The sequence below is a fragment of the Bradyrhizobium sp. TM233 genome (assembly GCF_036247965.1).
GTDB lineage: Bacteria > Pseudomonadota > Alphaproteobacteria > Rhizobiales > Xanthobacteraceae > Bradyrhizobium > Bradyrhizobium ottawaense.
This window is the reverse complement of the sequence record NZ_BTIG01000011.1, coordinates 25576-38524: the sequence shown is the minus strand read 5'-3', so window position 1 is coordinate 38524 and position 12949 is coordinate 25576. Positions and strand designations below refer to the sequence as shown.

Sequence of the window (12949 nt, the reverse complement as noted above, 5' to 3'; positions counted from 1 at the left end):
CTCCTTTCAGTTTCGCGAGACCAACAGATGCGGCAAGACTGCTCCCGTCGGCAGACGCAGCGGTTCCGCCACGTCCGCAAGCCGCCTTGCCCTGATGAGCTCCTCGCTCAGGCCGAGCGTCGCGAGCGTCACCACCGCGACGGCGACGCGAAAGCCGAGTGCCGCGTCGACCAGGAGCATCAAGGTTGCCGCCCAGCTTCCGGCAAAGAACAGCACGAACCATTTCAACGCGCGGCGCTCGTCAACGAGATCCTGCACGCGAGGCGTCGGCACTTTGCCCATCACCGGACCGTAGGTCTCGAGCCAGGTCAGGAACGGGACGATCTTGTAGAGATTGGCGAGCACGAGGCCAGTGAGCCAGCCGAACGCGACCAGGAACGCGAGCGCTCCGACATGCGACGGGAGAGAACCGGTCGCAAGGACCACGGCGCCGAGGATTGCGACTGCGACGAGGCTCGCCAGCGAAACGAGGCTCATGCGCGTGTTGAGCTCGAGCGCGCGACGTTTGCGGGCTCTGTACAGGCCGAGCACGTCGCGGCCGTAGGCGATTAGCGACAGCAGCGCCGCAGCTCCTGCCAGCAGAAGCGCCAGATTCACCCCGGTCGCACGCCAGAGTGCGAGCACGCCGCCGACGGCTCCGGCAGCCAGCGCCGCGATGCCGGCAAGCCAGGCAAGCCGTCCCAGCCTCGCATCGCCGTCGGGCGCGAGCATGAACATCGCCAGCAGGCGATAGCTGACGCCCATGGCCGTGAAGGTCAGCCATCCGCCAAGCCCGGCAATGGCGTGGATCGGAACGCCCGACACCAGCAGGTCCGGCCATTGCGCGCCGATAGCGGTTCCGGACAGCACGAGAGAGAACGTGCCGCCGAATGCCGCCGTGACGCAGATGCAGGCAAGCCCGGCTGCGACGAACCGCGCCGGCCCCGGCAGCGGACGGGCCGACCAGAGCGTCATGCCGAGATTGGCAACGATCAGCGCGAAGCCGGCGATCAGCAGGCTCGCGCCGACGGGCAGCAGCCGGGGCGACCCGTTGAAGTGTCCGCCAAGCGTCAGAAAGCCCGCGAGCAGGATGGCCAGCCCAAGCGTCAGCAGTACCAGAGCCGGCAGCGTCCAGCGCTCCGCATAGAGCGGCCTTGCGACGAGCACCGGCACGAACTGAAACAGCGCGCCGCACACGACCATGCTCAACCAGCCGATGCAGACCATATGGACGATGACGAGCGTGTCCGGGCCGCCGATGTCGTGGTTCGGAAAACCGAACCCGGCGACCACAAGGACTTCCGCGAGCAGCAGCCATACGATTGCGACCGCGAAGTAGCTGATGGCCCATCTACAGAGACTGGTTCCAATCACGGCCTGCTTCCCATCGCGTGCACACGAAACCCCGTGTCAGCACCCGAAACGGTAAGCAGTTGCAGTCACGACCACTTTGTCGAGGCGCAAACTCCGGCGCCTTTCGCGGCCGACATCAGCATGATCCGTTCAGGGCAAGACCAACTTCTTGCGGATCGCATAGCGGACGAGCTCGGCGGTGGACGACATCCTGAGCTTGCGCATGGCCGAGGCGCGATGGGTCTCGACGGTCTTCACACTCAGTTTCAGGATCGAGCTGATCGACCTGTTGGTATGCCCCTCCGCGATCAGCTGGACCACGCTCTGCTCGCGTGAAGTCAGCAGCATGTCGGCCCGATTCTCCTTGTTGCCCTGGTAGTCGTGCAGCAGCCTCTCCAGCAGGATGCTGGTGAAGTAAGGCCTGCCGTCAAGCAGGGCCTCGATGGCGGAGATGAGGTGCTTGCGTGCGTCTGACTTGAACAGAAAGCCGCGCACCCCGGCCAGAATGGCTTCGGTCAGAAGTTCCTCGCTCTCGTGCATCGTCAGGATCAGGACCTGCGCGCCAAGGTGGAGCGCCTTGAGGCGGCGACTGACCTCCAACCCGTTCATGACCGGCATGGAGTAGTCGACGATCACGATGTCCGGCCTGGTCTCGATCGCCAGCGCGACCGCCTGCTCGCCATCCGTCGCCACGCCGCTCACGATCCAGCTGGAATGCGTTTCGATGATTGCACGCAGCCCGGAACGCACAACTTCATGATCATCCGCAATCAAGATGCGTTTCACCGTGTCGTTCCCGTTTGCCGACCCTTGCGCTTCCGGGCCGATACCGGCAGCAAACCGCAGTCGAACGATCATAGGGAGCGCGGCTGGAATCGTTATCCCACAAAACCCTGATATCTCCCGGCGAAGGTACCGACGCCCGTACTGCTCGCCGATATCGCCGCCTCAAGCTTCGACCAGCCCGGTCCGAACGGCGTACCGGACCAGCCCCGCCGTCGAGTTCACCTCCAGCTTGCGCATCGCGGCTGCCCGGTGGGCCTCGGTGGTCTTGACGCTGAGGTTGAGGATCGCACTGATGCCCTTGTTGCTGTATCCTTCCGCGACCAGCTTGACGACCAGCTGCTCGCGAGCCGTGAGTTCGTGATGCCGCTCGCCGCCGGCCCGCGGCCCGTGGTCGAGTTCGGTCAAACCTCTCCGAGGGCAGAACGGCCGGTGCAGCAACAAGGCTTCGACAGCTGCGACAAGCAGCTTGTTGGCGTCGGACTTCACCAGGAATGCGCGCGCCCCCGCCTCGAATGCCTGCTGGGCAAGCAAGCCCGAATTGTGCACCGTGAAGATCAGCACCTCGGTCTGCAGCGGATACTCCCTGATCCGCCGCGCCACCTCGACGCCGGTCATGCGCGGCATCGAGAAGTCGACAATGGCGACATGGGGCCGGCTTTCGATCGCGGCTGCGACCGCCATGCCGCCGTCATTCACCTCGGCGACCACCTCCCAATCCACCCGTTGCTCGAGCACCGCCCGCAAGCCCGACCGTACCGCCTCATGATCGTCCGCAATGAGAATTCGCTTCATGGCAGAGCACTCCGAATCCGCATCGGTGATGGGCCGGGGACCCGGCCCGCCGCCTCGCGGTTAGTGTTTTTTCGCTGATTGTGCGCCTGCGCGGGCCCTTGCGCTTGTCGTGGCTCCGCGGCGATTGGCCCTGTCCGCCGAGGGAGCATAGGGAAATACTGCACACAACACCGTTCCGGCATGCCGGGACGCCCGACTGGATTGGATGTCGAGCGTACCTCCGATCTCGTGCAACCGCGCTTTCATCGCCGGAATTCCGACACCAACGGAGACCGCGCTCCTGCCGAAACCCGGCGGGAGCCCGCGTCCATTGTCGCTGAGCGTCAGGTGAAAACGGCCGTCCGCGGTGTCGATGACGATGGCCACCTCGGTCGCGTTGGCGTGACGGAAGACGTTCGTCAGCGCTTCCTGGACGACCCGCAGCAATGTCCGCTTCGTCTCATAAGGCAGCCGATCCACATCCGGCACGATGTCGACACTTGCGCGCAACGACGTGCGCGCCGCAAATCCCTCCGCGTACCGCTCGATCGCAGCCTTCAGGCCCTCACCGGCGAGGTTCCGGGGATGCAGCAGATACGCAAAGGCGCGGATTTCCCGGAGCGCTTCATCGATCGATCCATCGATCTCGTCGCAGAGCTGTTCGGCCAAGTCCGATTCGCCAATGCTGCTTCGGATCCGCATGAGACCGAGACTCGCGGCAATCAGGTGCTGGCACGTCGAATCGTGGAGATCGGACGCTATCCGCTGCTGAATGCCTTCCTGGATCAGGCCGAGATTCACGTCGAGCCGGTTGTCCGGTCCGCCCCCGCTCTCGAACGCGCGGTTGCGCAGGGGGCGGTGACTGCCGATCAAGCGAACCGCACCGCCACGCGAAGATTGAACGACCGGAGTTACAACCGTTTCAACGTTCCGGGGCGAGCCGCCGAACGCGAGACGCTGTCGGATTCTGATTTCCGCTCCTTCCGCGACGCACGCCCCCAGCGCCTGGCAGACGATTCTGGCGTCGTCCGCGTTCATGCAATCGAACACATCCATGTCGTAGACGTCTTCCGGCGAGAGACCGAGCCGAGACCCGAACTCCGGATTGATCGCCTGGTAGACGAAGCGTCCTTCAGGAGACGGACGCACGACGAAGAGGAGATCAGCCGAGAACGTCCAATAGAGCGCTTCGATCGATTGCTCCGAACCTGTCTGCAGCCAATTCCCGAGGCTGGTTCGATGCGACTCGCTGGCGGGGGAGACATGTACCTTCACGATACGCACTCACTCTTCTCCGGCGACATCGCGACGCTGACAACAGCATCGCTTGTGTCCGCTCGCCTGTTCGGGGACATCTCCCCTCGCCGGCCCGCGGACGCGCCTTGGAGCCGATCCAATTATACACCCTGGAATCGCCCCACAACAAGAGGTAGCATTTCCATAGGATTAAAATCTCGAATCCGCGACGCGGCGTCTGCGCTGCGCGACGAAGCGGTTCGCGCCCTGCGCTCGAATTTGGCGCAACAGAGATTAAAAATGCGGGATTCCGAGCAGCGGACTCCTGCGCCGATGGGCGGCCATGCCTACCAACGCGGCGATGACGCTAGCGGCCGCTGCCACCATTTGCGCCGGACTTCCCCCTGTGTTCCGTCCTTGCTTTTGAAGCCGTCGGAGGTGGCGCAATCTGCAGGGGATGCGATGGCGGCGTCAAACGGTGCGTCGCAGCATCGTCCCGAAGCGCATCGGTATCAAGACGCTGGCCTCGATCGACGGCGTCGCGCGGATCGGCGGCGGCAACGGATGCCGCCGCTAGGCCCACAACAATGCCGATCAACAGCGACAAGCCTCTTGCGTGCATCGATCGGATACCTCTCAAAATGCGAAGTCCAGACGGGGGCCGATGCGAACGTCCCTATATCGTCGTAGCGGCACGTTCGACGTTCGCGCCTCGTACAGCACGGTCGTCGTGAGCGACACATTGCTCGCAAAATTATACTTCAGACCGACGTCTGCCGAATAGAGCTGATCGTGTCGCCCGCGATTGAGCCCGTCGGTGAACCAGTAAGCCTCGAACAACGGCGTGCTCACAATCGACCATCTGGAATCGAGCTTGACCTCGATACCGAGCACGGCGTCGAAGCGCCAGCGGCGCGCCTCCGCCAGGTCGGAAAATCGATAGGTCAGGAGCAGCAATGGCGAAAACGTCGCGCTATTGAAGCGGAAGTCGCGCGCAACCGAGCCCATCACATCGTTCGAGGTGAAGGCCAGGTCGCGGTAGATACCGTCAAAATCGTAGCGATGCTCGTAAATGGCGGAGAAACGCCAGCCGTCCCAATTCTGGGTCAGGCGCCCGCCCATCCGCGCGACGGCAAAGTTGCCGTCCTTCTCCCGCGAAAACGCTTCATATTGCGCCCGCGCATAGAGGCGGTACGACAGGTCATTGCCGAGGTCCCCGTCCAGCCGGACGCTCACGTCGGGCACGTAGTAAACGTCCGACTTGCGGTTGTCGCGGGTAAACAGGGCGTTGTCGGTGAAGGTGGGCGCGATGGAACCGACGACGCTCCAGGTGGGTGTGGAGGTGTACGGCACAGGGGCCGCGATCGTCTTGAACTCGGTGACATCAAGGTCGGCTGCACCTGCCGTGCTTGCGCCGAACAGACCAAAGATCGGCAGAAGAATTCTGGACCTTCGCATGGTGTCCCTCGATGGCTGTCGCGTGCATCGGGATTCGCGTCAGGCTGTGACACGATTGTGGCGTGTTAATGTTATTCGGTTAAATCATGGGTTGATCAGATCGATCATCGTTTCGTAAACGGCCGCAAGGACCGCTGATGCGGGCTTAATAGTCGACTGCGTCCCTGATGATCGGACAGGTCATGCAATGACCGCCGCCGCGACCACGTCCGAGTTCCGCACCAACGATGGTGATGACCTCGATGCCCTCCTTGCGCAGCAGCGTGTTGGTGTAGGTGTTGCGGTCATAGGCAAACACGACGCCGGGGGATGCGCAGACGAGATTGGCGCCGCTATCCCACTGGGTTCGCTCGCGCATATAGGCATTTCCGCCTGTCTCGACCACGCGCAGCTTCTTCAGCCCAAGCGCCTCTGCGACGACCTCGACGAAGGGCTTTTCGTCCTTGCGCAGCTCGATGCCTGCGGAGCTGCCGGCCGGACGGTAGGAAAATGCCGCGATATTGTTGACGATGTCTGGATAGAGCAGCACGCAATCGCGATCGGCGAACGTGAAGACCGTATCCAGATGCATCGCCGCTCGGAGCTTGGGCATGGCAGCCACGATCACGCGCTCGGCCGCCTTCTTCTTGAACAGGGCGGCGGCGAGCTGGCTGATGGCCTGCCGCGAGGTGCGCTCGCTCAATCCGATCAGCACGTTGCCTTTTCCGATCGGCATCACGTCGCCGCCCTCAAGCGTCGCAAGGCCGTGATCCTGTGTCGGATCGCCCCACCAGACATTGACCTTGCCGGCGAAATCCGGATGGAACTTGTAGATCGCGGCGGCGAGGATGGGCTCTTCGTGGCGCGCCGGCCAGAACAGCGAATTCAGCGTAACGCCCCCGTAGATCCAGCAGGTGGTATCGCGCGTGTACAGGGTGTTGGGAAGGGGCGGCAGGAGATACTCGGTCATGCCGGCCGCTTCCCGGATGAGCCTGAGCGTCTCGCCGCCGCGGGCTTCCGGAAAGTCCTGGGTCGACAATCCGCCGATCAAGGTCTCCGCCAGCTCGCGCGGCTTGAGGCTCTCCAGATAGGCGCGCAGTTCGTCAATCAGGCCGAGGCCGACCTGATTGGGAACCACCTGATTGTCGAGAATCCACGTCCTCGCCTCCGGAATGGCGACCGTGTCGGCGAGGAGATTGTGCATCTCGACGACTTCGATACCGCGGTCGCGCATCTTCTGCACGAAATCGAAATGATCGCGCTTGGCATTGTCGACCCATAGGACGTCGTCGAACAGCAAAGTGTCGCAGTTCGTCGGCGTGAGACGTTGATGAGCCCGCCCCGGCGAACAGACCATCACCTTGCGCAGCTGGCCGACTTCCGAATGAACACCGAAGGGAACCCCTTGGTCCGATGTCTGCTTTGTCATGAGGCCTATCTCCGGAATTGCTCCGCTCAGATCGTGATGTAGCCCGTAGCCAGGCCATGAATGCCGATGGCCGCGCCGATCGCGACGACAATGAAGATGATCCACTCGACGAAGGTGAAGACTCTCGCCTTCTGTTCGAGACGTGCCCACAAATACAGTGCCGTGCCGGGCGCGTAGAGGATGGCCGACAGCAGGAGGTATTTCATTCCGGCCGCATAGATCAGGAAGAGCGTGTAGATCAGCGCAATGCCGGTAAAGATCAGCCCGCTTCGACGCTCGTCCGGGCGCTTCTCATAGGTCTCGCCCCGCTTGACCAGCAGGAGCCCGTAGGCGGCGACCAGGAAAAACGGGATCAAATTCATGACGCTCGTCAGATTGAGCATCAGCGAGAAGGCGTCCCGCGACCAATAGGTGCTGATGACGAAGAGCTGGACGACGACATTGGTCAGCCACAGCGCCGCAGCCGGGACCTTGTTCTCGTTCTCGGTGCCGAACAGGGCCGGCATATCCCTGGTGCGGCCCGCGGCTGAAAGAACCTCGGTGCAGATCAGGCTCCAGGCGAGATAGGCGCCGAGCACCGAAACCAGAAGTCCGATGCTGACGAAGACCGCCCCCCAATGTCCCACCACGGCCTCCAGCACCGCTGCCATGGACGGCTGACGCATGTCGGCGATGTCGGGACGCGGCAGCACGGCGTAGGGCAGCATGGTGACGAGCACCATCAGGCTGGTCACCATCACAAAGCCAATGATCGTCGCCGCGCCGACATGGGATCGCTCCTTGGCATAGCGGGAATAGACGCTGGCCCCCTCGATCCCGAGGAACACGAACACCGTGACCAGCATGGTCGCGCGGATCTGCTCGAAGAGCCCCTTGTCCGGCATGCCCTCGCCGCCCCAGAAATTGTCGCGGAACTGGTCGGCCTTGAAGGCGAAGATCAGGATGACGATAAAGACCAGGATCGGCACGATCTTGGCAATGGTCACGATGGTGTTGATCGCGGCGGCCTGTTGCACGCCACGCAGGATCATGAAGTGAAAGAGCCAGATCCCGATCGAAGCAACGATGATCGCGGTGACGGTATTGCCGTCGCCAAACACGGGAAAGAACGCGCCCAAGGTCGACTTGATCAGGACCCAATACGACACGTTGCCAATGCAACTTCCCATCCAATAGCCGAGCGCCGACAGAAAGCCGGGATAATCGCCGAAACCTGCTTTCGCATAGGCGTAGACACCGGCATCGAGATCGGGCTTTCGCTCCGCCAACGACTGAAACACGCGCGCCAGCGTGTACATGCCACCGCCCGCGATGCACCAGGCTAAGATGGCGCCGAATGGACCGGTTGCGATGCCGAATGTGCGCGGCAGTGAGAAAATGCCGGAACCGACCATGGAGCCGACCACCATGGCCGTCAGAGCAAATAGCGAAAGCTTCTGGATCGACGGCGTCGCGCTCATGTGAAAGCCTCGGACCGCGAGGGATGGTCGGCGCGGCGGCCGCTTCGCTCGCTGCGACCCGGACGATGCGCCGTGGGGCACGCATGGCCAATCAGGTGATTACCTAGTCGAGGTCCGGGATTACCCTCACCGCCCACGCGCTCTCAGGCCGCGGACGAAGAGCCGGAAGCTTCGGCCTGCTCCTTTCCGCCGAACCAGGCGACATACAGTGTCGGCAGGAAGACCAGGGTCAGACCGGTCGCAACCAGCAGGCCGCCCATGATCGCAAAGGCCATCGGCCCCCAGAACACCGTCGGCGCAATCGGGATCATGCCGAGAACGGTGGAGACGGCCGTCAGCATGATTGGACGAAAGCGGGAACTGCTGGCGTCCACCGCGGCCTGCCAGGGCCCCTTCCCCAGTAAACGCTCAGTCTCGATCTGGCCAATCAGGATGACCGCGTTCTTGCTGATCATGCCGAGCAGCGCAAGCACACCGAGAATGGCGACGAAGCCCAAGGGCCGGCCCGACAACAGCAGCGCTGCGACGACGCCGATCAGACCGAGCGGCGCAACACTGACGACCATCAGCAATCGCGGAAAGCTCTGCAACTGGGCCATCAGGACCGTGAACATGACGAACAGCATCACAGGCACCACCGCCATGACGGACGCCTGTGAATTCCGGCTTTCCTCCACCGTGCCGCCGACCACGACGCGGTACGAAGCCGGCAGCGCCGTCTTCAACTTTGCCATGGCCGCGGCCTGCCTGTTGACGACCGTCTCCGGCAGCACGCGGTCGGCAATGGCGGCCCGAACCGTGAGCGTGGGCACGCGATCTCGTCGCCAGATCAGCGGAAACTCCTGATCATACTCGAAAGATGCGAACTGGCTCAGTGGAACGGTCCGCCCGCCCGCGATCGGCATCTGCAACGTGCGTAAACTCGCCAGCGAGACCCGCTGTTCGTCGGTTGCGCGGACCACCACATCGACCAGATAGATATCGTCGCGCACCTGCGTGACCGGCGTGCCGGATATCACGGTGTTCAGAACGGCGGAAATCGTCTGCGAACTGAGGCCGAGAAGTCGGGCCTCGTCCTGGTTGACGCGAATGCGCACCTGGCGATCGGACTCCATCCAGTCGAAATTCACGCTCTTGGCAGCTGGATCGGCCCCGACGATCCGCGCGACGTCGAGTGCGATATCGCGCACCCGCTCGACGTCAGGACCACTGACGCGATACTGCAGCGGCCATCCGACCGGGGGGCCAAGGCCGAGCGGAGAGACCGACGAGATCGCGTTCGGAAACTCATCGGCGAGGAATCGTTCCAGCTTGCCATGCAGCCGCTCACGCGCCCCAATGTCTCTGGCCACGACGACCGCCTGCGTGAAGAATTCGTTCGGCAATTCGACGCTGAGCGGCAGATAGAACCGGATCGCACCGCGCCCGACATAGGTGCTCCAATGCGCGACGTCGGGATCGCCCGTCAGCATCTTGTCCAGACGCTTTGCCGCGGTTTCGCTGGCAAGGATCGATGCATTCTGCGGCAGGCTGAGATCGACCAGCAGTTCCGGCCGATCGGAGGACGGAAAGAACTGTTGCGGGATGAGCGGCAGCGCCAGCACGGAGGCGGCGAACAGCGCGGCCGTCCCACCGAGGGTCACCCACTTGGCGCGGATCGCCGATATCAGGAATCGTCGATATAGCCGGAACACCCATCCGGAAGCCGCAGCCCCCTTCTGCTCGGGCGGAACAAGGATGGCAACGCCCAGCAGTGGCGCGAAGATCACCGCGACGACCCAGGACGCCAACAGCGCGATCGCGACCACTGCGAACAGCGAGAACGTGTATTCGCTCGCGGCGCTTGCAGCAAAGCCGACCGGAATGAAGCCCGCGATCGTCACGAGCGTCCCCGCAAGCATGGCAAGCGCGTGGGTCCGGAAGGCGTAACCGGCGGCCTCGACCTTGCTGTCGCCCAACGCCAGGCGAATGAGCGTGGCGTCCGTCGTCGTCATGGCGTCATCGACCAGCAGGGCAAGCGCAATGATCAGGGCCCCGAGCGATATCCGCTGCATGTCGATGTGAAGGACCGCCATGACCGGAAATACGATCGCGAGCGTGAGCGGGATCGCCAGCGCGATGATCAGACCCGGACGAACACCGAGGCTGATGAAGCTCACGACCAGAATGATGGCGATCGCCTGCAGCAATGAGGTCATGAACTCGCCGACCGCCTTGCCCACGACGACGGCCTGGTCGGCCACGAGGCTCGGCTCGATCCCGATCGGCAGATCAGCGGTGATCCGCGCCATCGCCTCCTTGACGTTCCTGCCGAGCGCAAGGATGTCGCCGCCATCGCGCATGGCAATAGCAAGCCCAATCGCCGGGCGGCCATTGATCCGGAACAGTGGCTGGGGCGGGTCGGCGTAGCCCCGCCGCACTATCGCAAGGTCGCTCAGGCGCAGCATGCGACCGCCGGCGGCGAAGTTGATATCGGCAATGTCCTGCTCGGACAGGAAGCTGCCCGACACCCGCAGCGATATCCGCTCGGTGCCGGTCTGAATCGTTCCCGCCGGCATCACGACGTTCTGCGCGCGCAACGCCGCGATCAGGGCCGTGCGATCAACACCGAGATTTGCAAGTTCCTGCTTGGAGAACTCGACGAAGATCACTTCCTCCTGCGCGCCGAGCAGCTCGATCTTCGCGACATCCGGCACAGCCAGGAGCTGCGAACGGATCGCCTCGACCCGGTCACGCAGCTCGCGTTGCGCGAAGCCGTCGCTGGTGAAGCCGTAGACGATGCCAAAGGTGTCGCCGAAATCGTCGTCGAAGAACGGCCCAACGACACCGGCAGGCAGCGTATGGCGAATGTCGCCGATCGTCTTCCGCACGTGATACCAGGTATCGGAGACATCCCGCGCATTGGCGCTTCCCTTGAGGTTCACGAAGATGGTCGTGAGGCCAGGACGGGTGAAGCTGCGCAGGAAATCCAGATGCGGGGTCTCCTGCAATTGGCGCTCGAGACGCTCCGTCATCTGCTTCATCGTCTCGTCGGCCGTCGCCCCCGGCCAGACGGCATGAACGATCATGGTCCGGATCGTGAAAGCCGGATCCTCGTTCCGGCCCAAACGGAAATATGACAGGACGCCGGCAGCCACTGCTATCAGCATGAGGTAGACGATCAGCGAGCGTCGCCCCAGTGCCCATTCCGAAAGGTTGAATCCGCTCATCGCCCCGACCCGAGCACGCGCACCTTCTGGCCTGGATGAAGTGCCTGAACGCCCGCAGTCACGACGATCTCGCCGCTGTCAAGCCCTTGCGCAATGATCACCTGCGCCTGGTCGAACCGCAGCACGTCGACATTTCGCACCGAGACCGTATTGGCCGAGGGATCTAAGACCCAGACGGCCGGCTGTTGATTCATTCTGGTCAGCGCGGTTGCGGGAATGCCGATCATCGGTCCGGAGCTCGCCTCGGCGCGCCCGACCACGGTCGCCCCGAGCTGCATCGCAGCCGGCGGATCGGTAAGGCCAACCTTGACCTCGAAGGTTCGCGTGACCGGGTTGGCCTGGGCGGCGACCTGCCGGATGCGCCCTTGCGCCGTCACTGCCGGATCGTCCGTGAGAGCGACCGTTACCTGCAAATTGGCTGGCGCCGCTCTCACCAATTGGGCGGGCACATCGAAGACTGCATCGCGACCGTCCTGGCGAGCGATCTTCGCGATCGTCTGTCCGGCCTGGACGACCTCGCCGGCGGCGGGGCCGGTTTCGGTGACCTTGCCCGGCGCATCGGCGCGCAGCTCGGTAAAGCCGACTTGATCGTGGGCGGCGCTCAACTGGGCTTCGGCCGCATCGACCTGCGATTGGGCGGTTTGTTGCGCCTGCGTCGCGGCTTCGAAGTTGGCACGGGTGGTCCAGCCCTGCGCCAGCAGCGTCTGCTGACGCTCGAAGTGATTGCGGGCCTGAGTGAGCTGGCCTTGCGCCGCGGCAAGGGCCGCCTGCGCCTGGCGTAGCGCGTTCACTTCGTTCTGCGATTCCAGCTGCGCCAGAAGCTGGCCGGCCTGGACGCGATCACCAAGCCGGGTGTTGTTCGAAAGCAGCCGCCCGCCGATTCGAAATGCAATGCTTACCTCGTCCTCCGCCTCGATGCGCCCGGTGAACGTGAACGGCGTCAGCTGCTCGCGCTTCTCGACCGTGGTCGTGCGAACCGGACGTGGCGCCGGGGGTGCATCCTCCGCCGGATCCCTTTCACAGGCGGCAACCAGCAGCGTGGTGACCGCTGCGACAAGCGCGGTGTTCAGCGGCCGCATCGGCATGACATGATCATCGGTCAACTGCTCCGCCGGCGATCTTGTCGATGGATCATCTCCCTTCCATCGGTAAATCTACTGAGCGATCACCGATGCAATCGTGGTCCGGAGATCCTTCCGGCATAGTCAGAAGATTCCCAAGGCAACGTCAGGCAATCACCTGATACCGAGGGCGCCGCAAGCGGTGCATCAAGGCTGCACCTGCTCTCG

Annotated in this window: 9 protein-coding genes; all 9 read right to left on the bottom strand. The window is 63.3% G+C overall.

Annotated features, from left to right (window positions below):
* Window positions 1-6: 6 nt before the first annotated feature.
* Window positions 7-1353, bottom strand: a complete 1347-nt coding sequence (locus AABA86_RS23135) for a hypothetical protein (protein WP_338308549.1) — start codon at window positions 1351-1353, stop codon at window positions 7-9.
* A 129-nt stretch (window positions 1354-1482) separates the two neighbouring features.
* The gene (locus AABA86_RS23130; protein ID WP_212253495.1) at window positions 1483-2118 is read right to left on the bottom strand and encodes a response regulator; all 636 of its coding nucleotides are present in this window, start codon (window positions 2116-2118) and stop codon (window positions 1483-1485) included.
* 162 nt (window positions 2119-2280) lie between these two features.
* The gene (locus AABA86_RS23125) at window positions 2281-2910 is read right to left on the bottom strand and encodes a response regulator (protein WP_212253389.1); all 630 of its coding nucleotides are present in this window, start codon (window positions 2908-2910) and stop codon (window positions 2281-2283) included.
* A 60-nt stretch (window positions 2911-2970) separates the two neighbouring features.
* The gene (locus AABA86_RS23120; RefSeq protein ID WP_338308548.1) at window positions 2971-4173 is read right to left on the bottom strand and encodes a sensor histidine kinase; all 1203 of its coding nucleotides are present in this window, start codon (window positions 4171-4173) and stop codon (window positions 2971-2973) included.
* Window positions 4174-4761: 588 nt separating this feature from the next.
* The gene (locus tag AABA86_RS23115; protein WP_212253400.1) at window positions 4762-5583 is read right to left on the bottom strand and encodes an outer membrane beta-barrel protein; all 822 of its coding nucleotides are present in this window, start codon (window positions 5581-5583) and stop codon (window positions 4762-4764) included.
* A gap of 145 nt (window positions 5584-5728) precedes the next feature.
* Complete coding sequence (gene arcA, locus AABA86_RS23110; RefSeq protein ID WP_338308547.1) at window positions 5729-6991, bottom strand: arginine deiminase; 1263 nt, start codon at window positions 6989-6991, stop codon at window positions 5729-5731.
* 26 nt (window positions 6992-7017) lie between these two features.
* Window positions 7018-8451, bottom strand: a complete 1434-nt coding sequence (locus AABA86_RS23105) for a basic amino acid/polyamine antiporter (RefSeq protein ID WP_338308546.1) — start codon at window positions 8449-8451, stop codon at window positions 7018-7020.
* Window positions 8452-8594: 143 nt separating this feature from the next.
* Complete coding sequence (locus tag AABA86_RS23100) at window positions 8595-11660, bottom strand: efflux RND transporter permease subunit (protein ID WP_338308545.1); 3066 nt, start codon at window positions 11658-11660, stop codon at window positions 8595-8597.
* Window positions 11657-12745 (bottom strand): efflux RND transporter periplasmic adaptor subunit, encoded by a 1089-nt coding sequence (locus tag AABA86_RS23095; RefSeq protein ID WP_445083482.1) that lies wholly within the window; start codon window positions 12743-12745, stop codon window positions 11657-11659. The genes AABA86_RS23100 and AABA86_RS23095 overlap by 4 nt, the downstream gene beginning before the upstream one ends.
* Between the last annotated feature and the right edge of the window lie 204 nt (window positions 12746-12949).